Annotated in this window: 17 protein-coding genes; 14 read left to right on the forward strand and 3 right to left on the reverse strand. The window is 70.9% G+C overall.

The annotated features are described in order from the left end of the window. Nucleotides 1-41 precede the first annotated feature (41 nt). From OG735_RS34920 to OG735_RS34980, 13 genes are all read left to right on the forward strand, one after another. Nucleotides 42-1,817, forward strand: coding sequence for a fatty acyl-AMP ligase (locus OG735_RS34920; RefSeq protein ID WP_327327124.1), 1,776 nt, complete (start codon nt 42-44; stop codon nt 1,815-1,817). After that, nucleotides 1,814-3,706, forward strand: coding sequence for an acyl-CoA dehydrogenase family protein (locus OG735_RS34925; protein WP_327327125.1), 1,893 nt, complete (start codon nt 1,814-1,816; stop codon nt 3,704-3,706). Before OG735_RS34920 ends, OG735_RS34925 begins: the two co-directional genes overlap by 4 nt. Beyond that, nucleotides 3,700-5,442 carry an acyl-CoA dehydrogenase gene (locus tag OG735_RS34930; protein WP_327327127.1) on the forward strand — a complete coding sequence of 581 codons (1,743 nt, stop codon included), beginning with the start codon at nt 3,700-3,702 and terminating at the stop codon, nt 5,440-5,442. Before OG735_RS34925 ends, OG735_RS34930 begins: the two co-directional genes overlap by 7 nt. A gap of 28 nt (nt 5,443-5,470) precedes the next feature. Further along, a complete protein-coding gene (locus OG735_RS34935) occupies nt 5,471-5,800 on the forward strand; it encodes an acyl carrier protein (RefSeq protein ID WP_327327128.1) in 330 nt (109 codons plus the stop codon). A 2-nt stretch (nt 5,801-5,802) separates the two neighbouring features. Next, entirely contained in the window at nt 5,803-8,835 is a 3,033-nt protein-coding gene (locus tag OG735_RS34940; RefSeq protein WP_327327129.1) for a type I polyketide synthase, read from the forward strand. Then, nucleotides 8,832-9,905: a 3-oxoacyl-ACP synthase III family protein gene (locus OG735_RS34945; RefSeq protein ID WP_327327130.1), complete on the forward strand. Its 1,074-nt coding sequence runs from the start codon at nt 8,832-8,834 to the stop codon at nt 9,903-9,905. The genes OG735_RS34940 and OG735_RS34945 overlap by 4 nt, the downstream gene beginning before the upstream one ends. Continuing rightward, nucleotides 9,902-11,824 (forward strand): HAD-IIIC family phosphatase, encoded by a 1,923-nt coding sequence (locus OG735_RS34950; protein ID WP_327327131.1) that lies wholly within the window; start codon nt 9,902-9,904, stop codon nt 11,822-11,824. The genes OG735_RS34945 and OG735_RS34950 overlap by 4 nt, the downstream gene beginning before the upstream one ends. Then, nucleotides 11,803-12,030, forward strand: a complete 228-nt coding sequence (locus tag OG735_RS34955) for an acyl carrier protein (RefSeq protein ID WP_327327132.1) — start codon at nt 11,803-11,805, stop codon at nt 12,028-12,030. Before OG735_RS34950 ends, OG735_RS34955 begins: the two co-directional genes overlap by 22 nt. Continuing rightward, a complete protein-coding gene (locus OG735_RS34960) occupies nt 12,027-12,878 on the forward strand; it encodes a 2-oxo acid dehydrogenase subunit E2 (protein ID WP_327327133.1) in 852 nt (283 codons plus the stop codon). Before OG735_RS34955 ends, OG735_RS34960 begins: the two co-directional genes overlap by 4 nt. Further along, nucleotides 12,775-13,641: a 4'-phosphopantetheinyl transferase family protein gene (locus OG735_RS34965; RefSeq protein WP_327327134.1), complete on the forward strand. Its 867-nt coding sequence runs from the start codon at nt 12,775-12,777 to the stop codon at nt 13,639-13,641. The genes OG735_RS34960 and OG735_RS34965 overlap by 104 nt, the downstream gene beginning before the upstream one ends. Continuing rightward, entirely contained in the window at nt 13,638-14,885 is a 1,248-nt protein-coding gene (locus tag OG735_RS34970; RefSeq protein WP_327327135.1) for an FAD-dependent monooxygenase, read from the forward strand. Before OG735_RS34965 ends, OG735_RS34970 begins: the two co-directional genes overlap by 4 nt. Then, nucleotides 14,882-16,006: an alpha/beta fold hydrolase gene (locus OG735_RS34975; RefSeq protein ID WP_327327136.1), complete on the forward strand. Its 1,125-nt coding sequence runs from the start codon at nt 14,882-14,884 to the stop codon at nt 16,004-16,006. Before OG735_RS34970 ends, OG735_RS34975 begins: the two co-directional genes overlap by 4 nt. 164 nt (nt 16,007-16,170) lie before the next feature. Beyond that, nucleotides 16,171-16,548, forward strand: coding sequence for a DUF4260 family protein (locus OG735_RS34980; protein WP_327327137.1), 378 nt, complete (start codon nt 16,171-16,173; stop codon nt 16,546-16,548). A gap of 12 nt (nt 16,549-16,560) precedes the next feature. On the opposite strand, the gene OG735_RS34985 is transcribed toward OG735_RS34980, so the two are convergent. Continuing rightward, nucleotides 16,561-17,760 carry a cytochrome P450 gene (locus OG735_RS34985; RefSeq protein ID WP_327327138.1) on the reverse strand — a complete coding sequence of 400 codons (1,200 nt, stop codon included), beginning with the start codon at nt 17,758-17,760 and terminating at the stop codon, nt 16,561-16,563. A 126-nt stretch (nt 17,761-17,886) separates the two neighbouring features. Between OG735_RS34985 and OG735_RS34990 the strand changes: the two genes are divergently transcribed. Beyond that, on the forward strand, nt 17,887-18,492 hold the full coding sequence (locus OG735_RS34990) for a response regulator transcription factor (protein WP_327327139.1): 606 nt from the start codon (nt 17,887-17,889) through the stop codon (nt 18,490-18,492). Nucleotides 18,493-18,501: 9 nt separating this feature from the next. On the opposite strand, the gene OG735_RS34995 is transcribed toward OG735_RS34990, so the two are convergent. Both OG735_RS34995 and OG735_RS35000 read right to left on the reverse strand, forming a co-directional pair. Next, complete coding sequence (locus tag OG735_RS34995; RefSeq protein WP_327327140.1) at nt 18,502-19,692, reverse strand: sensor histidine kinase; 1,191 nt, start codon at nt 19,690-19,692, stop codon at nt 18,502-18,504. Between the two features lie 138 nt (nt 19,693-19,830). Next, on the reverse strand, nt 19,831-22,083 hold the full coding sequence (locus OG735_RS35000) for a TOMM precursor leader peptide-binding protein (protein ID WP_327327141.1): 2,253 nt from the start codon (nt 22,081-22,083) through the stop codon (nt 19,831-19,833). Nucleotides 22,084-22,085 lie beyond the last annotated feature (2 nt).

The following is a 22,085-nucleotide window of genomic DNA, read 5'->3' on the forward strand; positions in this document are numbered from 1 at the left end:
TCCCAAGCTCTGGCCATAAGTACGCGGCTCTGGGGGAAAAGATGGCTGCACACCGGAACTTCACCGAACTCGCGTTGCACAGAGCATCGGAACTCGCGCGCCAGGAGGCCTATTTCTGCGTCCGCGCGAATCAGCAGGGAGAGCTGGAATCCGATGTGCTCAGCTATGGCGAGCTCGATGAAAAGGCGAAACGGCTGGCCTCCTGGCTCCAGGAACACGGATCGCACGGCCACCGGGTGCTCATCCTCCAGAGCGGCGTTCGGGAATTCATGAGCAGCTTCCTCGGCTGTCTCTACGCCGGGGCCGTGGCCGTGCCCGCACCGGCGCCCGTCGGATCGCGGCAGAACGTCGAACGGGTTGCCAACATCGTCCGCGACGCCTCCGTCAGCTACATCCTGACCGACGCCGCGATGGCGTCGACCGTCTCCCAGTTGCTGGCCAACATCGGCCACCCCGAGATCGCGTGCCTGGCCACCGATCGCGCGGAGGTCGGCGACCCGGGCGCCTGGCAGGAGCCCGGCCTGTACCCCGACGATGTGGCCTTCCTGCAGTACACCTCGGGATCGGTGAGCGACCCCAAGGGCGTCATGGTCACCCACCGCAATCTGCTTGCCAATCAGCGCGCCATCCAGCAGGCGATGCGCACGACCTGTGACTCCCGGGTGGGCGGCTGGCTGCCGTTCCACCACGACATGGGACTCGTCGGGCATCTGCTGCACCCTTTGTGGCTCGGCGGCGCCGGAGTGCTGATGCCGCCGATGACCTTCGTGAAGCGCCCGCTGCGCTGGCTGCAGATGGTCGACCAGTTCGGCATCACCACCGGCGGCGGCCCCAACCTGGCGTACGACCTGTGCCTGCGCCGCATCAAGGACGACCAGATAGAGCAGCTCGACCTCTCCCGCTGGGAGACGGCCGTCAACGGCGCGGAGCCGGTGCGGGCCGAGACCATGGAGGCCTTCGCCGAGCGCTTCGCACCCGCCGGCTTCCGCAAGGAGGCCTTCTACCCCTGCTACGGACTCGCCGAGTCCACCCTGCTGGTCACAGGTGGGGAACCCGGGCGAAAGGCCAACTCCCGGATCGTGGACGCCGTCGACCTCGAACACCACCGGCTGAGTCCCGCCCCGGCGGGCCGACCGGCCAGGACACTGGTCAGCTCGGGCAGGCCGCAGCGGTGCGAGGTGGCCATAGTCGACCCCGCGAACTGCAGAAAGCTGCCCGGCGGCGAGGTGGGCGAGGTCTGGTTGCGCGGCGAGAGCGTCGCCCGCGGCTACTGGAACCGCCCGCTCGAGAACGCCCACGCCTTCAAGGCCACCACCGAGGACGGCGACGAGGGCTATCTGCGCACCGGAGACCTCGGCGCCATGGTCGGCGACGAGCTCTACATCACCGGGCGGATGAAGGACATCATGATCGTGGCGGGCCGCAACCTCTACCCGCAGGACATCGAGCGCAGCGTCCAGCGAGTGAGCGCCCTCTTCGGCTCCAGCGCCGCCTTCGCCGTCGAGTCCGACCGGGACCATGTCGTCGTCGTCCAGGAGGTGCGCACCGGATCCGGCTTCGAGGCCGAACTGGCCTCGCTCTCCGCAGCGGTACGGATGTGTGTGTCCAAGGAGTTCGAGGTCGCGGCCGAGAACGTACTGCTGGTCCGCCCCGGCACCGTACGCCGCACCACCAGCGGGAAACTCCAGCGCACGGCCATGCGGCAGCTGTTCCTCGACGGACGGATCCAGCCGCTGCACGAAGTGCTGCACCCGGAGGTCCGCGAGCTGGTCTCGGTGAGCGGCGGCCAGGACGGCCCCGACGGGACCGGCGGATGACGGCGATCACCGAACCGGCGGAGGCGGTACGGGCCGAGGCCGTACGGAACGAGGCCGCCTTGGCCGCCGAGGCCGCCGTGGACGCCGCGGAATCCGACACGGCCCCCGGCCTGCGCTGGCAGCTCGCGGAACAGCTGGACCGGCGGCTCGGCGACCCCAACGCCGCTGGTCCGCTCTCCTACGCCCGCGCCGCCGGCGACGACGCCGCCGAGGAGTTCCCGGCGGACGCCTGCGAACTGCTGAGCGCCCTCGGCGTCCACCACTACTACATCCCCGCGGAGTACGGCGGTTCGCTCACCGACTTCCCGCAACTGCTCGAAATCGTGCGCACCATCGCCCGCCGCGATCTGACCACCGCCATCGGACACGGCAAGACGTTCCTCGGCGCCGTCTGCGTCTGGGTCGCCGAGGACCGCGCCGGAGCCGAACGCCTCGCCTCCCTGGTACGGGCCGGTGAACCGGTCTCCCTCGGACTCACCGAACGCACCCACGGAAGCGATCTGATGGCCGGCGAGGTCGTCGCCGAACACACCGACGGCGGATACCTCATCAGCGGCGAGAAGTGGCTCATCAACAACGCCACCCGGGGCCGGCTCGTCTGCCTCCTCGCCCGCACCGCCGCCGAGGGTGGCCCGCGCGGCTTCAGCCTGCTGCTCGTCGACAAGGACGAACTACCGGACGACACCTACCGCACCCTGCCGAAAGTGCACACCCTCGGTATCCGCGGCGCGGACATCAGCGGCATCGCCTTCGACCGGGCGCCCGTCGACGCCTGCGGCCTGGTCGGCCGCGAGGGCGAAGGCCCCGAGACCGTACTCAAGGCCCTGCAGATCACCCGTTCGCTGTGCACCGCACTCTCGCTCGGCGCGGCCGACCACGGACTGCGTGTCGCCTACGGCTTCGCCGCCGGGCGCGAGCTGTACGGACGCAAGCTGCTCGATCTCCCCGCGGCCCGCCGGACCCTGGCCGAGACCTACGCCGATCTGCTCGCGATGGAAGCCCTGAGCACCGTCGCCGCACGTTCCATCCACACTCTGCCCGACGAACTCAGCGTCACCTCCGCGGTGGCCAAGTATCTGGTGCCGACGGTGGTCGACGACATCCTGAACCGGCTGCGCGGGGTGCTCGGCGCACGCGCCTTCCTCACCGACTACTACGCACACGGCCGGTTCCAGAAGCTGGAGCGCGACCACCGCATCGTCGGGATCTTCGACGGCAACACGATGGTCAACCTCTATGCCCTCACCGCCCAGTTCCGCACCCTGGCCCGGCGCCACCCCGTCCACGACCGCGACCCGGACACCGTCGCCGCCACCTTCTGCTACGCCCGCGAGCTGCACGGGCTGCGCCCCGGCCGGCTCAGCCTGCTCGCGCGGCGCGGCAGCACCGTACTCGGATCGCTGCCGAAGACCGCGGAGGTGCTCGGCGCGCAGGCGTCCCGGGAGCCCGAGCTCGGCCGGGCCGCCGCGCTCGCCCACACGCTGGCGCGGGCGGCGGCCGAACTGCACACCAGGATGCGGGCCGCACGCCCCGTGCCCGGCGGCGCACCGGTCGAGAGCTTCGACCTGGCGCGCGGCTACAGCATCTGCTTCGCCGCCGCCTGCTGCCTCGGCGTATGGCAGCACAACCGGCGCCTCGTACGCGAGGTGCGCACCGCCGGGCTGTGGACGTCGGGCCTCTGGCTCGAAGCCGTACTGGCCCGGCTCATGGACCGGCTCGAGCAGGCGGTGCCAGGGATCACGGGCCCGCAGCCACGGCGGCCCGCGGCCTACGACGCCGCACTGGAGTCGCTGTTCGAGCGGTTGCTCGGCCGGCTGACCGCACAGTACGAAGCCGGAGACCTCTTCTCGCTGCTGCCAGGCCGTATCGCAGAAGGACCGCCATGCTGACCCCGAACGCGGAAGAAGTCCTCATCCAGCAGCGCGTCGCCGACCTGGAGAGGCGCCTCGGCGACCCGGGAGATCCCGGCAACCCGCTCGGCCTGGCCGCGCTGCTCGCCGCCGACGAGCGCGGCGAACTGCTCGCCGAGGCCGAGCAGGCCCTGGCGGAGTTCCGGCTCAACGCCGAATTCGTACCGAGGGAGCTCGGCGGCCGGCTGGAGCGGATCGACACGCTCGGCCGGGTGCTGCGCGGAGTCTTCCGCAGGGACGCCAGCCTGGGACTCGGCTACGGCGCCACCACCTTCCTCGCGGCGATCGCGGTCTGGGCGGCCGGCACCCCCGAACAGCAGCGGAAGGTCGCCGATCTGCTGCTCGGCGGCGGTCGGCTGGCCATTGCCTACCACGAACTCGCGCACGGCAACGACTTCGTACGCAATGAGTTCCGGGCCACGCCGACCGACGACGGCTTTGTGATGTCCGGCGCCAAACACGTCATCAACAACGTCGAACGGGCCGAAGCGCTGGTGCTGTTCAGCCGCACCGAGGAGACGGTCGGCAGCCGCAGCCACTCCGTGCTCCTCGTCGACAAGGCCGCCGTACCCGCCGACCGCTACCGCTATCTGCCGCGGTACGAGACCGTCGGCGTACGCGGCTGCCAGAACGCGGGAGTGGAGTTCACCGACTGCCCGCTGCCCGCCGACGCGCTGGTCGGCAAGCTCGGCGACGGAGTCGAACTGGCCCTGCGCTCCTTCCAGATCACCCGCAGCGTGCTGCCTTCCATGATCCTCGGCGGCGGTGACACGGCACTGCGCACCGCGGTGGGCTTCGCACTGGACCGCAAGCTCTACCACCGCTCCGTGCTGGAGATCCCGCACGCCCGCGCCACCGTCGTCGGCGCCTTCACCGATCTGCTGATCAGCGACTGCCTGGCGCTGACCGCCACCCGGGCCGTACATCTGGTCCCGGAGGCCACCAGCGTCTACGCGGCCGCCGTGAAGTATCTGCTGCCCAAGCTGCTCACCGAGACCGCCTACGACCTGTCCATCGTCCTCGGCGCCAACTTCTATGTACGCGACGGGGCTTATGGAGCCTTCCAGAAGCATGTGCGCGATCTGCCCATGATCAGCCTCGGTCACGCGGGCACCGCAGCCTGCCAGGCCACGATCATCCCGCAGCTGCCGAGGCTCGCCCGCACCGCCTGGTTCTCCGGGAAGCCGGCACCCGAGGGCCTGTTCCGGGTCCGCGACGGACTTCCGCCGCTCGACCCGGCCCGGCTGGTACTGGTCGCCGGAAGCGATGCGCTCGTCGGCTCGCTGGAAGGCGCGGCGGAGACCATCGCGGGCGCCGCCGGCTCCCGGGCCGGCGAGTACACCGAGGCGCTCACCGCCCTGGCCGCGGCGCTCGAGGACGAACTGCGCAGCCTCCAGGCCGAGTGCCGGGACATGTCACCGAAGGACCGCACCGTCCTGGCAAGCCCCAGGGCGTACGCCATCGCGGACCGCTACACGCTGCTGCTGGCCGGTGCGGCCTGCCTCGGCGTATGGCTGCACCAGGACCCGGACGACGACCTGTTTCTCGCCTCGCCCGCCTGGCTCGCCGCCGCGCTCACCCGGCTGGTGAAGCGCCTCGGCCATCCGCTGCCCGGGCTCCCGGACGCCTGGGACGACCGGCTGCTCCACGAGGTCCTGAACCGCTATCACGAAGCACGCAGTTACGACCTGTACGACACCCCGATCGCCGGCTGACCGCAGACACGTTGTTGAGGAGCATCAGATGGTGCTGCATTCCACCGGGGGAGAAGCCCCGGGTCCCTGGTCGACCAAGCCTGTGGCGGAGTTCGACGAGCGCGACTTCCGCAACTGGCTGATCACCCGGCTGAGCGAGTATCTGCAGCGCCCCGCCGAGGAGATCGGCCCGCGCACACCCTTCGCGGAGTACGGGCTGGACTCGGTGGCGGCGCTCAGCCTCTACGGGGACATCGAGGAGGAGTTCGGTCTCTTCCTCGAACCGACCGTCGCCTGGGACCACCCCACGGCCGACGATCTGGCGCGTCACGTTGCCGAGGAGTTCACGAAGGCCGGCGGCGAGCATCGGGAGGTGTGACCATGGGCCGTTCATCGGGCCCGTCCCGGCACCCGGTCGCGGTGGTGGGTCTGGACTGCAGATTCCCCGGCGCGCCAGGACCGGAGGCGTACTGGAGGCTGCTGCTGAGCGGGGCGCACGCCATCGGCGAACGTCCCGCCTCACGCGGCCCCTCGGCCCTGCCCGGTGGCTTCCTGACCGACGCCGACGCCTTCGACCGTTCCTTCTTCGCCGTGCCCACCGCCGACGCGAAAGCCATGGATCCGCAGCAGCGGCTGCTGCTCGAGTGCTCCTGGCGGGCCGTCGAGGACGCCGGGATCTCCCCGACGCGTCTGGCGGGCGGCTCGGTGGGCACCTATGTGGGCTCCATGTCCGACGACTGGATGCGGCTCAGCCTCGCCTCGCCCGACGGGGTCACCCCGAGGACCGGCACCGGCAGCGGCCGCTCCATGCTCGCCAACCGCATCGCCTACCAGCTCGATCTGCGCGGCCCAAGCCTCACCGTGGACACCGCGTGCTCCTCCTCCCTGGTCGCCGTGCACCTCGCCTGCACCGCACTGCGCTCCGGCGAGTGCGACCTGGCGCTCGCCGGCGGCGTCAATATCGTCGTTGGCTCGGTCCTCGACGAGATCTACGCCCAGTCCGGGCTCGCCGCCCCCGACGGCCGGTGCAAGCCGTTCTCCGAAGCTGCCAACGGCATCGGGCGCGGCGAGGGCGTGGGCGTGGTGGCGCTGCGCCTGCTCGAGGACGCGATACGCGACGGCGACCCCGTCCACGCGGTCATCCTCGGCAGCGCCGTCAACCAGGACGGCCGCAGCAACGGCATCATGGCGCCGCACCGCGCATCCCAGCGCGAGGTGATCGCCACCGCCTGCCGCCGGGCCGCGGTCGCGCCCCACGAGATTCGCTTCATCGAGGCGCACGGCACGGGCACACCGCTCGGCGACCAGATCGAAGTGCTGTCGCTCGGTGACGTGTTCCGCGACGAACACGGCGTACGGGAGTGGCCCCTGGCCATCGGCGCGGTCAAGGGCGCGATCGGGCACACCGAGGGCGCGGCCGGGATCGCCGGACTGATCAAGACCGTGCTGTCGCTGCGGCACGGAGTCGTGCCCGGCGGTCCGTGGTGCGGTCAGGAGAATCCGCGGCTCGGGCTGGCCCGCCGCTCCATGGAACTGATCAACGAGCCGCTCGCGCTGCCCGCCGACGGCTGCCGGGCGGGCGTCTCCAGCTTCGGCATGGGCGGCACCAACGCCCATGTGGTCCTCGCGACGGCCCCGCAGCCGGCGGCACCCGCCGTCGAACCCGGCCCGCACGTCGGGGTGTTCACGCTGTCCGCCGACACCCCGCGGGCCCTGCGCCGCAATCTGCGGCTCCAGGCCGTCGATGTCGCGGACCGCACCGGCGCCGAACTCGCCCGGCTCTGCTGGACCAGCAACCGCTCCCGCGCCGCACTGCCGTACCGCTTCGCCACCGCCGCCGACGGACCCGAGGAACTCGCCTCCCGGCTGTTCGCCGGGGCGGAGCTGGAGACCGCATACGCCGAACCCGCAGCGGCCGACGAAGAACCCGTGCTGGCCTTCGCGTTCACCGGACAGGGCGCCCAGTACCCGCGGATGACCGCCCGGCTGTACGAACAGTCCGCCGTCTACCGGACCTTCCTCGAAGAGGCTTCCAAAGCCCTGCAGCCGTACACCGTCACCCCCGTCCACGAGTCGATCCTCGCCGGGGACCCTGCCATCCACCGGACCGGCACCACTCAGCCCGTTCTCTTCGCCGTGCAGTACGCGCTGTCCCGCACGCTGATGGAGCTCGGGGTGCGGCCCGCGGCGGTCGTCGGGCACAGCATCGGCGAGTTCGCCGCGGCCGTCGTCGCCGAGGCGCTCGACCTGGCGGACGCGGCACGGCTCGTGGCCGTCCGCGGCGCCTTTATGCAGCAACTGCCCGAGGGCGGCGGGATGCTGGCGACCAGGGCCCGTCCCGCGGAGGCCGCCGCACTTGTCGCCGACGAGCCCACCGTCGGCATCGGCGCACTCAACGGACCCGGCGCCACGGTTCTCTCCGGCGACCTTGCGGCTCTGGGCCGGATCCGCGCCCGGCTGGAGGAGCGGGGCCTTGTCTGCACGCCGCTGCGGGTCTCGCATGCGTTCCACTCGCCACTGATGACACCCATGCTGCGCCGCTTCGAGCGGGTCGCCTCACGCATCCCCGGCGGCCGGCCCCGGCTGCCGTTCCACTCGACAGTACGCGGCCGGCTGCTGGCGCCCGGCGAAGAACTGGACGCCGCCTACTGGACGGAGCACATCTCGGCGACCGTACGGTTCGAGAACGCTGTCACCTCCCTCTGCGACCGGCCGCCCACCCATATCGTCGAGATCGGCCCCAAACCGGTGCTCAGCAATCTGATCCGGCGGATCGGGCCGGCCCGTGACGTGCCCGCCATCGGCGTCTGCCGCAACGAGGACTCCGGGCTGCGGGAGCTCGGGGAACTCCTCGCCCACCTGCACCAGGACGGCCTCGACCCCGCCTGGGACGCCTTCTACCCGGACGCCGCGAAACGGGCCGTGCGGATGCCCGCCCATGTCTTCTCCACCGAATGGCGCTCCTGGCAGCAGCTCACGGCGACGGGCCCGGCTCCGCAGCCGCCCGGCGCACCCGCCCGCGCTGCCACCGACGCCGCCGCGCCCGACCGCGTACGCCAGGTAGTGCACGAGGCCGTCGCCATGGTCGGCGGCATCCGGCAGAACGAACTCGACGACGCCCTGCGCTTCTACGACGACCTGGGCTTCGACTCCGTGATGCTGATGGAGCTCAAGTACCGGCTGGAGGTCCGCTTCCCCGAGATCGGCGAACTGTCCATGCCGGAGATGCTCTCCAGCCTGGTCAGCGTCGAGTCACTCATCGGGTATCTGGGCGAGCAGCTGCTGTGTCTTGCCGGGGGACAACCCCCGGACCCCCGGCCGCTGCGTCCTCCCGGGGGACAACCCCCGGACCCCCGGCCGAAGAGCGGGTCGGCAGGGCGGACCGGACCGCTCTCTCGAGGTGAGTCCGAGTGAACGCGTCCGGTGTCGCGGTGAGCCGGTCCGGCGGCCGGGGCGGACCGGTCCTGCTGGCCGGTGTCGGCACCGCCCTGCCCGGCGAGCCCGTCGACAACGCCGCGCTGTCCCGCCTCCTCGGTATCGCCCCGGAGTGGATGGAGACATTCATCGGCACCAGGACCCGGCACTTCGCGCTCGACCTCGACGGCGGAACGGTCCGCTGGACCCTCGAGGATCTGTGCACCGACGCCGCCGACCGGGCGCTCGCCGACGCCGGGGCCGACCCCGACGACGTTGCGTTCATCGTCCTCGCCACCGCGACCCCGGACGCCCTGATGCCGACCACGGCCGCGCTGGTGGCCGACCGGCTCGGCATCGACGGGGTGCCCGTGTACCAGCTCCAGTCCGGCTGCTCGGGCGCCGTCCAGGCGATGGCGCTCGCCTCGTCGCTCCTCGCGGGCGGGGCGCGCGGCCCGAAACCGGTCGGACTGGTGATCGGCGGCGACGTCTGCAGCAAACACCTCGATCTGCGCCAGGACTTCCGGGAGATGCCGCCCTCCCAGCTGGTCAACTATGTGCTGTTCGGCGACGGCGCGGGAGCCGTCGCCCTCAGCCGTGCACCCGGCAGCGCCCGTGCCGTGCTCAGCAGGGCCGACCACCGGCTCAGCGGCCTCGGCAGCGCGCCGGGCCAGCGCGTCGAGTGGTTCGGACAGGCGGACCGCCACTCCGGCCGGCCCGCCGTCACGGAGGACTACAAGGCCGTCGAGGCCCGGGTGCCGGTCATGGCCCAGGAGATGCTCGACACCCTGCTCGACACGCTCGGCTGGCCCGCCGAGTCCGTCGGCCATGTCCTTCCGCCACAGCTCAGCGGTCGGATGACCGAGCGGATCACGAGGGGTCTGAGGCAGGGCCTCGAGTGGGAGGAGGTCTCCTGTGTCGCGGAGACCGGAAACAACGGGAACGCGCTGGTCTTCCTCCAGCTGGAGCGGCTCCTGCCACGGCTGGCGGCAGGGGGTCGCGCGGTCGGAATCGCGATCGAGTCCAGTAAATGGATCAAGTCCGGCTTCGCAGTGGAGGCGACGGGATGAGCGCGCGGGGCGGAGCACAGCAGGAATTCCGGGCGCTGCACTCGGCGGGCCGGCTCGTCGACGCGTATGCCCGGATCCCCGAGCTGCTCGCCCGGCTCGACGACGGTGAACTCGACCTCGCGGGACGGCTGCTCGCCCGACTGGACCCCTCGGACGTGCTCGCGGCCCACCCCGGCACCCCGTCGGTACGGATCGCGGTGACCGGTCGCTCCACCACGGCCGGGCTCGTCCCCGCGCTCACCGCCCAGCTGGCCCGGCACGGTCTGCTGCTGATCCCGTACGCGGGCGGCAGCGGCGGCTATGTCCAGGACCTGGCCGACCCGGCCTCCGGACTGTACGCACACGAGCCGGACCTCACCCTGTGCGTACTGGACCCGCTCACCGTCTGGGACCGGGTGCGGCCGCCCTGGCAGCCGTACGACACGGCCCTCGAGGCCGAGCGGCAGCGGCTGCTGCTGGCCGAACTCGGCGGCGCCCACGCGGCACACGCTCCGGCCGGCGCGACCTTGGTACTGAACACCGTGCCGCTGCTGCGGCGCTTCACCCATCAGCTCACCGGACTCGCGCAGCGCGCCGAACTGGGAGCCATCTGGCGCGAGTTCAATGCCGACCTGCTGCGGATGACCGACCCGGCGGCGGGTGTGGCCGTACTCGACCTGGAACCGCTGACCGCTGCCGGAGTGCGCGCCGACGATCCGCGCCTGGGCGCGTACGCCGACGCGCACTGCACCGCCGAGCTGCTCGCCGGGTACGCCCGCGAGGCCGCGCACCTCGCCCGGGCGCAGCGCGGCGACGCCAAGAAGTGCCTGGTGCTCGACCTCGACGGCACGCTGTGGGACGGGATACTCGCCGAGGACGGCCCCGAGAAGGTACGGGCCGCGGACTCGCTGCGCGCGGGAGCGTTCGCCGGCTTCAGACGTACCGTCGAACAGCTCGCCTCCCAGGGCGTACTGCTCGCCGTGTGCAGCAAAAACGATCCGGTACCGGTGGCCCGCGCCCTGGCGGCCCACCCCGACTGGCCGCTGAGCACCGACGACTTCGTCAGCATCGTCGCCGACTGGGGCTCCAAGGCCGAAGGCGTCCGCAGGATCGCGTCGGACCTGGGCATCTCGCCGTCCGCCGTGGTCTTCGCCGACGACAGCCACTTCGAGCGGGAGGTCGTATGGGCGGGAGTGCCCGGCGCTGCCGTCGTGCCCCTGGACGGCGAGCCCGCCCACCACACCGATCGCCTGCTGGCCGACGCCTGGTTCGACGTACCCTCGGTCACCGAGGAGGACCGCGACCGGGCCGCCCGCTACCGGGAACGCGAACAGCGCGAGCGCCGGCGGGCCGCGTCGAAGGACTACGAGAGCTTCCTGAAGAACCTGGACATCGAGGTCGACGCCGGCCCCGCCGCCAGCCATGAGACCGCAAGAATCGCCCAGTTGAGCCTGCGGACCAACCGCTTCAACCTCACCGGGGAACGGCTGACCGGCGCACAGATCAAGCGCATCGCGGAGGACCCGGACGCGCTCGTGCTCGCGGTACGGGCCATCGACCGCTTCGGCGTCGACGGAGTGGTCGGCGCGGTGTTCGCCCGCACGGACGGCGCGGGACTGCATCTGGAGAACATGGTCGTCAGCTGTCGGGTGCTCGGTCGCGGGATCGAGCACGCCGTACTGGCCGGGCTGCTGCACGCGGCCCACGAGGCCCGCCTGCCCGCCGTACACGCAGCGTGGCGGCCGACCGTGGCCAACGAGGCGCAGCGCGCTTTCTGTCCCGCGCACGGCTTCCGGACCACGCACGAGAGCAGTGGCGAGGTCCGCTATCTGCACGCTCTGGAGGAGCTGCCGCCCGTCCCGTCCCATGTGCGGCTGCGGCTGCGCCTCACGCACGACCGGGCCCAGGAGGTGGAGTCATGCACACCGTCCTCGATCTGATCTCTCTCGCCAACGAACACCTGGGCACCGATCTCGAGCCGGCCGACGCGGAACGTGAGCTGACCGAGCTGCCCTGCTGGGACTCGGTGAGTCTGCTGCGGCTGGTCAGCATGCTGGAGCGGGAGCTGGGCAGGCCGGTGCCGGTGGCCGAGCTGCTCGAGGCGCGCAGTCTGGGCGAGATCTGGACCGTAGCGGTGGGGACATGAGCGTGTCCGGTGACCGGGCGAGGCGCCATACGCGCTACTACCTGAACTGGGCACGGGCGGCGGCCCCCGTGCATCTGGGCGCCGATGTCGACATGACCCGCGTCGAGGAGCACCGTGCGGCGGCGCGCCGGGCGGACCTGCGGTACTCGGTGGTGAGTTATCTGCTGTACGCCGCCGGGCGCGTCGTCGCCCGGCATCCCGAGGCCCGCGCGATCGCGCGGGGCGTTCTGTGGCCGCGCACCGCGCCGCTGCCGGACGTGGCGGCCAAACTCGCCCTCGACCGCACGACCGAAGCGGGCGAGCGCGTGGTGCTCACCGCCGTACTGCCGCGCATGGACGTGGCGTCACTGACGGAGATCCAGGATTTGGTGGACCTGTGCCGCGAGAGCGACCCGCACGACCTTCCCGGTGCCGCCGCGGTGCGGCTGCTGAACCAGCTGCCGCCGCCCGTCGGGGAGTTGGTGTTCCGGCTCGGAGTGCGGAGTCCGGGCACCAGGGCCCAGCGGCTCGGGACCTTCGCGGTGAGCTCGCTCGGGCACCGCGCTGTCGACATCTTCCACTCCTACGGCGGCACGGCGGTCACCTTCTGCGCGGGACGGGTGGCCGACCGTGCCGTGGTGCGTGGTGGCCGGGTGGCGGCAGCGCCGGTCATGCGCCTCGGCCTGACCTTCGATCACAGAGTGCTCGACGGAGCTGCCGCGGCGGACGTACTCGACGGAGTGGTGAAGCGGTTGGAGGGCTGGCATGGTGATCTTTCCGGGACCCGTGGCGAACCCCGCGACGGAGCAGGGATTCGCGCGGCCCGTGCGGGTGACCGGCCCCGAGGGTCCCTGGGAGCAAGTCCGTGACGCGGTACGGAAGTACGGCAGCGTGGTGGTCCACGCCCAGCTCGACGACTGGCTGCCGGACGATCTGGACGCGCCGGAGCTGCGCCCGCTGCTGGGCCGCGACTACGCGCGCTTCACCGCCATGACGCACTATCAGATCCGGTCCCGTTTCGTGGCGTCCAGGCTGCTGCTCAAACATGTCGCCTGCGCGGTCATCGAGGCCGAACCGCAGAGTGTCGAACTCGCCTACAAGCCGGGCGGACGCCCCTATCTGCGCGGCCTCGACCAGATCGACATCAGCCTCAGCCACACCGACACGCTGCTCCTGGTCGGGCTGACCCGCCGAGGCTGGATCGGTGTGGACGCCGAGCTCAGGGACCGGCCGATGCTCGGACTCGGCACCGAGAACCAGGTGTGTACGCCGCACGAGCGCACGGCCCTCGCGCAGATCGCCGACGAGCGGCGCAACGGCGCCCTGGTACGGCTGTGGACGCTGAAGGAGGCGTACAGCAAAGCGATCGGACAGGGCATGCGGTTCCGTTTCACCGAGTTCGGCTTCGGGCCCCAGGAGCACAGAGTGCAGGTCCTGAGACCGGACGGATCGCGGGGGACCGGCGACGAATGGACCTTCCACACCTGCCTGGTGGACCGCCGGTACACGGTGAGCGTGGCGCTGTTCGACGCGGGCTTCGGGGACACCAGCGACACCGCGGCCTCCACCATGCTCGACGCCGGCCTCCTGGAGGCGCTGGCGAACACGGGACAGGACGAGTCACCGGCATGACAATCACGACAGAGGTCTGTGTGGTGGGTGGCGGCCCCGGGGGCCGCGCTCTCGCTCTCGCGCTGGTACGCCTCGGGCGCCGGGTGGTCCTGCTGGAACAGCGCACGGGCGGAGCACGCGTCTTTCGCGGCGAGTCCGTCTCGCCCGACGGGGTGCGCCTGCTGGCCGGCCTGGACGTGCTGGAACGCGTGCGGGAGCACACGCACGAAGTGCACCGGCTGGAGATCGCCGACGGAGGCGCCCGCGTCCTCGACGTACGGTTCGAGACCTTCCCGTACGCCTATCGCCATCCGGTGGAGCTGGCCCAGCCCGTACTGCTGTCCGCGCTGGCCGAGGCGGCCGCGGAGCAGGGCGGCTGTACCGTCGTCGAACCGGCCTCGGCGGCCCAGCTGCTGCTGGACGGCTGCGCGGTGCGCGGTGTGCGCGCCAGGACGCCCGACGGGCTGATGGAGATACGGGCCGAGATCACCGTCGGCGCGGACGGCCGCTACAGCTCCGTACGCCGGCTCTCCGGCCTCGACCGCGGCGCGAAGCGCACGCCGCTGGAACGGGACGTGATCTGGATGAAGCTGCCGTTCCCGGCCGCCTGGGACCGGCGCGCCTACCGGGTACGGATCAGCTCGGGTCGCCACGGACTCTTCCTGCCGAGCACCGACGGCACTCTGCGGGTGGGCCTCAACATCCCCAAGGGCGGTCTGCGTGAACTGCGTTCGGGCGGCCTCGGGCAGCTGCACGCGCGGCTCGCGGAGCTCGCGCCCGAGCTTAGGAAGGAGGCTGTCGACGGCATACGCGGCTGGTCCGACACCACTCTGCTGGACATCTTCACCACCGATGTACGGCGCTGGTCGGCGCCCGGAGTCGTACTGATCGGCGATGCAGCGCACACTCTCTCGCCCGTACTCGGCCAGGGCGTCAACCACGCTCTGGCCGACGCGGTCGCCCTCGCTCCGCTGCTCGCCGATGCTCTCGGTGCGCCCCGCAGCGGCCGCCCGGCCGCCCTCGCCGCCGCCGTGCTCGCCTTCCAGCAGACCAGGGAGGGCTCGGTCCGGCGCTCCCGGGGGCTGCAGCTGCGCCAGGAGCGGATGTTCAGCCTCTCCGCGCGGCCGGCGGCGGCGCTACGGCGCACCGTGTACCGGGCGATGAACGCGAGCCCCGCCCTCCAGCGCCGGGTGCTCGCACCGGCGTACTTTCCCGGTCAGCGGCCCGGCGCTGCGGTCCTGCGCCGGACGGGGCAGCGGACATGAACGATCGGCACGGGCCCTCGCTGTCGCTGCACGAGTTGCGGCGCCATGTGCTGCTGCACGCCCGCGCACAGGGCCTCGCACCCGCCCACTGCCGCCGGCTGCTGGCCGAGGTGGCGACCGCCCACGGAGCGGGGCGCGACTCCTGGCCGGCTGTCTGGAGCCGCGCGGGGGACCGGCTGGCCGGCCGCGGCAAATGGCTGGAGGCCTGCCGACACTACGGCCTCGCCCGCTTCCCGTACGCCGCCGCCGACGATGTCGTGCGCCGTCGCGCGCAGCTGCTGTGCGTCCAGTCCTTCGACCAGTGGCGTCGGACGCGCCCCGGCCTGGACCGTATCGACATCGCCCTGTCCGAGGGCAGGTTCGCCTGCTGGACGGCCGGACTCTCCGCCACCCGGCCCCGTCCGTTGATCGTCGTCATGGGCGGCATCGTCAGCGTCAAGGAACAGTGGGCGCCGATCCTTGCGCGCGCCGACGCGCTCGGCGTGGCCCTGGCAGTCACCGAGATGCCGGGCGTCGGTGAGAACACGCTGCCGTACCGCGCGGACAGCCATCGCATGCTCAGCGCGGTGCTCGACGCGGTGGCGGACCGGGCCGAGGTGCGGCGAACGTACGCCATCGCTCTGAGCTTCGGCGGCCATCTGGCACTGCGCGCAGCCCTTGTCGACGAGCGGTTGCGCGGGGTCGCCACCGTGGGCGCACCGCTGCGTCACTTCTTCCTCGACCGGGAGTGGCAGCGCCAGGTCCCCGACACGACCGTGCTCACGCTCGCCCATCTCATCGGCTGCACGCCGGATGACGTCCTGGACGCGGTACGTGAATGGGCGCTGACCGAGGACGAGTTGAGACGGCTGGACATCCCGGTCACCTACGCAGCCGCGCTGCGCGACGACATCGTGCCGCTCGCCGAGACGGCCGCGCTGCTGCGCGACCGCACGGCCCGGCGGGAGGTGCTGCTGCTCGACGACGAGCACGGCGCGCCGGCCGAGCTCGGCCGGGTGCGCGTGGCCCTGCTCCGCGCCGCGCTCCGCACGGTGGGTGCGCATCCGGTGCCCAGAGGGCTGCTGGCCGCGGCGGGCGGTACGCAGCGCCTGCTGAGCCGGAGAGGAAGGCTGGCTGTATGAACGGCGCCAACGGCGGGCGAACTGGGGCTCCGCCCCAGACTCCGGACGCCCTTCAGGGGGTCCCCCCACGCCCGCAGGGCGTAGGGGGAGTGTCCTCAATCGCCGGACGGGCTGAATTTCAGCCCCGCCGGCGATTGAGGCGCGGGGTCTGGGGCGGAGCCCCAGTGGGAGAACGCTCCGGCTGGACCTACCACGCCCCCGCGGGGCGGACACTCAGCGGCGTCGTCGGCGTGGCCGCCCTCGTCACGGGCGCGCGCCTCGGCGGGGCCCGCAGCCATCTGCTCTGGACAACCGCCGTGCTCCCCGACATCGCCCTGCTCTACGGCATCGCGGCCGCGCCCGCCTTCGAGCGTCTGCCCTCCTACGCCGTACGCCCTTACAACGTGCTGCACTCGCCCGCCGTACCCGCCGCCCTGCTCACGCTCGCGGCCCTCACCCGCCGCCGGCGCTTCGCGGTCGCCGGGCTCGGCTGGCTGGGCCATATCGCCGTCGACCGCGCCTTCGGGTACGGGCCCCGCAGGCCCGACGGTCTGCGGTACTGAACTCCTCGCTCCTCAGCCCCAGTTCACCGGCAGCGACTCCAGCCGGTTGACCAGCAGCCCGGTGTGCATCCGGACCTCCTCCAACGGCACGGCAAGTCGCAGCGAGGGGAAGCGGCGGGCCAGCGAGCCGAGGGCGATCTGCAGCTCGGCCCGTGCCAGCGGTGCGCCCAGGCAGTAGTGCGGGCCGTGTCCGAAGGCCAGATGCGGGGCGTCCCGGCGGCCCGGAACGAAGCGGTCCGCGTCCGGGAACCGGCTCTCGTCCCGGTTGGCGGAGCAGATCGCTCCGATGACCGCGCTGCCCGCCGGCACGGCCGTGCCCCCCACCTCGAACTCGGCCGTGGTGACCCTGAGCGGACCGCCGTCCCCGATGGGATTGATCCGTAGCAGCTCCTCCACGAGCGTGGCCGCCGGCTCCGGCGACGCGGGCACCAGACCCATGCCGCCGCTGTGCCGCAGCAGCGTGAACACCGAAGTGCCCAGCACCCCCACCGTCGTCTCGTGCCCGGCGATCAGCAGCGTCATCGCCATGGTGATCAGCTCGTGCTCGGTCAGCGGGCCGTTCTCGTCCCGTACCTGGACGAGCGCGCTGAGCAGGTCGTCGCCGGGCTGCTGCCGCTTCTCGGCCACGAGATGCTGCAGATAGGTGACGAGCGCCAGCTTGCGCTCCAGCATCTGCTCGGGCGTGTGCGCGGTGAGCGAGAGCACCGCGTCCGACCAGCCCCGGAACAGCTCCCGGTCGGCGAAGGGCACACCCAGCAACTCGCAGATCACGGCAACGGGATAAGGGAAGGCGAAGGCCTCGTTGAAGTCGACCGGGCCACCCTGATCCGCCATCCGCGCCAGCAGGCCGTCCGCCAGCTCCTGGATACGGGGCCGCAGCAGGTCAACCCGGCGCGCCGTAAAGGCACTCGAGACGAGGGAGCGCAGCCTGGTGTGCTCCGGCGGGTCCATGGTGAAAAGACCGCCCGCGTCGAACGGGACGGCTGTGAGCTTCGGCGACTCGGGAAGCACCGTGGCCGCTCTGCTGCACCGGGCGTCGGAGAGGACAGTACGTACATCGTCGTAGCGGCAGAACAGATATGCTCCGTCGCCGCTGGGCATGACGACGTCGGACACCGGGGCGTCGCGGCGCAGCCGCGCGTACTCCTCCGGAAGGTCGGTCGCCGAGTGACGAGGGGGCGGGTACCTGCGCACCGCGGAGTCCTGAGGCATGACCACACCGTCCGACCTGGTACTCGGGATGTGCTCGAGCGGGTGTTCAGGACGGGTCGGAGAGGTATCCTCGGCCTTCGCTGACGGCGGGTTGGGGGAGGCCGAGTGCTGCGGGATCCATCGCACATGATCAGAGTGGTCCTTGCCGAGGACATGCACATGGTGCGGGGAGCACTGGTCGCCCTGCTCAACCTCGAGGCCGACATACAGATAGTGGCGGAGGTCGGAACGGGACGTGACATTCTGCCCGCGGTGCTGCAGCACCATCCCCATGTGGCGGTGCTCGACATCGATCTGCCGGGTATCGACGGGCTGTCCGCCGCCGCCGAGGTCCATGCCAAACAGCCGTCCTGCCGCACCCTGATCCTCACCGGACTCGGCCGACCCGGCAACCTGCGCCGGGCGCTGGAGGCCCAGGTGTCCGGGTTCATCCTCAAGGACGCGCCGCCGAGCCAACTCGCCGACGCGATCCGGCGGGTGTCCTCGGGCGAGCGGGTGATAGATCCGCAGCTCGCCCTCGACGCCTGGGCGGCCAGGGACAATCCCCTCACCGCCCGGGAGACCGAGGTGCTGCGGATGGCCGCGGGCGGGGCCGAGGCGCCCGACATCGCGGGACGGCTGTATCTGACCGTGGGGACCGTACGGAACTATCTGACGACAGTCGTCACCAAACTGGGCGCGCGCAACCGCGTCGACGCGATCCGCATCGCCCGGGAGCAGGGCTGGCTCTGAGCGCCCGCCCTAAATGATCTGCTTGTCCATGAGGACCAGGGCCGGCCGGTGCGCCCTCCGGCTCTCTCCGCAGTCCAGCGGCACCTTCGCCTCCAGATGGAAGCAGCCGTCCGCCCGTACACCGGCGGTGAGTTCCCCGCCGATCGCGCTGACACGGGTGGAGAGATTGCCGATTCCGCTGCCGTCGTACGAGGCCGGATCGCCGGAGCTGCGGGCGACCCCGTCGTTCCTCACATGCAGCACCACCGTGCCATTGCCCATATCCCGTGCCGAGATGCGGCAGCGGCGGACCGTGCTGTGCCGCAGGATATTGGTGATCCCCTCCCGCAGTACGGTCGCCAGCACCGTGCCCACCCGGTCGGGCAGGTCCATCAGTGTGGAGTCGACCTCGATGCCGATGCCTGCCGCGCCGAACACCGAGCGGGCCGAGGCGAGTTCCGCGCAGAACGACATGTCCCGATAGCTGCGGGCGACCTGCCGGGTGTCGGCGAGGGCCTGACGGGAGATCTCCAGCACGGTGGAGAGCTCTTCGCGGGCCCGCGCCGGATGCTGATCGACCAGCCGCAGCGTCAGCTCGCTGCGGAGTGTGATCGCCGAGAGGCTGTATCCCAGCAGATCGTGCAGATCGCGGGCGAAGCGCAGCCGCTCCTGTTCCACCGCGAGCCGGGCGATCTCCTGTTGTGCGCTGCGCAGTTTGAGCACCATCTCGGAGAGCGAGGTCAGTCCGTAGACCAGGCTCGCGGTCGTGATGGTGGAGACGCCGATGTACGTGGCGTCGAGGTAGGTCCTGCCCGACCAGGTCGTCGTCAGGCCCATGGTGGTGGCGACGGTGAGTCCTGAGCACACCCATGACCACGGTGAGCGCAGGACGAGCAGCAGTGATCCGGTGAGAAAGCCGGTGATCCCCACCCAGGCGGTACCCATCAGCAGGATCGGCGGATAGCTCAGCGCCAGTTGGATGACCAGGATCCAGTACTGCTGTCTGCGCTTGAGCCGTACCCGGCGGGTTGCCGAGAGCACCACCTGGCACGCGAACATCCCGAGCAGGGCCAGCGCGCCCGCGATGAGTTGGAACAAGCTCTGCTGCACGGTGAGCAGATGCAGGGTCGCAGCGGCCAGCACGCCGCCGAGAGCAACCAGCAGGATGCCCAGGGCGATCTTGGGAGCCAGTCCCGCATCCCCTCCATCGCGACCGTACATGGCTGGATCGCGGTGGTCTGCGCTGTGCAAGTGTTGTCTCTCCTGGGTTCGATTCACGTCAAGCATGTGACCCCCCGTTGCACTGCGTAGCGTGGTTTCAGATCCTAGGCGAGTGCAACGGGGGCGTGACTGTCATTACTAGACAAACAGCGGTATCGGATTGAGTTCCTCGTAGGGAATCGGCGTGGTGCGCCGCCCCAGACGCACGGGTACGTCATAGAGCCTGCCGGGACCGAAGCGTGTCCAGAAGTGGCGCAATCCGGGTACCAGAACCTTCACTGCCGGGAGCTCCAGATCCGGCCGGGTCTGATCGAGGACCAGCAGCTCCATGCCGTGTGCGCGGACCAGTTGCTCCGCGGCATGGACGTCGTCCAGGAGGTCCGGGCGCAGGGTGTAGCCGTACTCGGTACGGCGCTTCGCCGGGACCGTCGGATCGGGGCCCAGATAGGGCTGATTGGCAAGTGTGCGGCGGGTGCACCAGTCGAGGAGGGCGAAGTCGTCCTCGGCGGGCGCCTCGAGTACGGCGGGCAGCAGCTGATTCATCTCGGTGAGTGCGCGCCGGAGTGCGATATCGGGATCGAAGTGGCAGCCGAAGCCGAACATGATGTCCTCCTCCGGCTTGTCGGTCCGGCGCGAGATAGCGGCCATCGACGGAATGCCCAGGTCGGAGGTGAGATCGAGCACCCAGAACTCCCGTTTGAGCAAGGAGTACTCGGCACGCATCCCGTCGATCCAGGGGTCGGGGAACGAGTCCAGGTCCACCGCCGGCTGTGAGGTGCGGTTGTACCACCACAGCGCGACCGAGTCCCGCTCGACGAGCTCGAAAAAGCCTTGCAGGATGGCGTCTTCGAGACTGCTGCCCGCCGCGTTGCCATTGGAGTCGGCCACGGTGAAGCAGGGGCCCTTGGCGGGCGGTGGGGCGAAGTAGAGCATCCCGGTCGGCACCATCCGGTGCCTGCCGTGGGTGACCGACCAGACCGGCGTCCAGTCGACGGCCGCCTTCTCGTCGAACGGGTCGCAGATGTACTGGAACGGTGGCTGTACGGCGTTCCACTGCAGTCGGTCGGTGTACTGCCGCTCGTGGTACAGCTGGCACTCATTGGGGTGGATCGCCTCCCCGGCCAGCTCCTTGAAACTGGCGCGGATCCTCGGCTCGTCCCCGTGCATCGTTGCGGAGTAACGCTCCACCCCTTCGCAGAGCGCGCCGACCTTCGCATCCAGAGCGGTGACCCCCTTGCCACCGCTCTGGCTGCGCAATCCGGAGCGGAACGCCGCGAGACTGCGCGCGGTCCACGCCGGATTGGGCCCTGAGCGGTACGCGTTGAGGAAGTCGGGACCGCCGGGCGCGCGGTGCAGCGAGCTGACCACTCCGGTGACCGTGCCGACCAGGTGCTCGTAGCGTTCCATGACCTGTTCGGCCGTCAGGGCCCGGTGACCGTTTCCGCTGAAGGTCTTCTTGGGCCGCGACGCGAGGGTGATGGGCTGCTGCACGCGGTCCCCGACGAGCCGCGGGTCACCGCATTCGGGGCATTGCGGCCGCCGACCGACCGGATGTGCCCGGACGGCGAGCTGAAGAGTGTCCAGAACTCGTATGGTCAGCTGGCTCTTGTCGCGGTAGCCGGCAACCCACTTGGCGGCTTCCACGGCGATCGCCTGCAGGGCCAGCGAGCGGCTCGCGGCGATGGTCGCGCGTGGCGGCGTCGGCGGCGACGACATGCCGAGCGCCTGTCCAACGAGCTGTTCCGGCTGGCGGTGGTGCTTGAGCCGGTAGGCCATACAGCTCCAGCAGGCCCCTTCGCCCGGCTGGAACACCGGCCCGATCCATGGTTCGACGCCATGTGGTTTGGCGAGCAGCCACGGATGTCCGCTACGGCGCTGTTCCTTGTCGATGTCATGCAGCTGAGGCAGGAGATAGTCGTCGCAGAGGACGACCGTCAGATCACAGCCGCCGGGGCCGCTCAGCGCGACCCCGGCGGTGAAAAAGGCGTCCCGGGCGGTCGGCCCGCCGACGTCACCCAGGTCCAGCAATCGGACCCGGCCCTCGGTCAGCGCCCTTCCGGCAAGCGTCGCCTCCAGACCGGCGGCTTCCCAGTACGCCGATGCGTCCTGGTCCGTCGATTCGGTTTGCGGCGCGGCATACCCGGTGACCAGATTCGCCTGCGTCAGCTTCCCCAGGAGACTGCCGAGTTCGGTGGGCGACAGCAGTCCCTGAGTGTCCCGCACAAGGGCGGGCAGGTCCCGGCTGCCGTCGAGTAGAGGAGCGATGGCTGCTACTGCGTCGCCCTCGATCGCGGTGACACCCTGTTCGGAGACCAGATAGGTCGCCTCGCCCGGTATGACGGCGGTGGTGAGATGTCTCCTGAACCCGATCCGTGGCCATAGGGAATCCATGT

The organism is Streptomyces sp. NBC_01210 (assembly GCF_036010325.1).
In the GTDB taxonomy this organism is placed as follows: Bacteria; Actinomycetota; Actinomycetes; order Streptomycetales; family Streptomycetaceae; genus Streptomyces.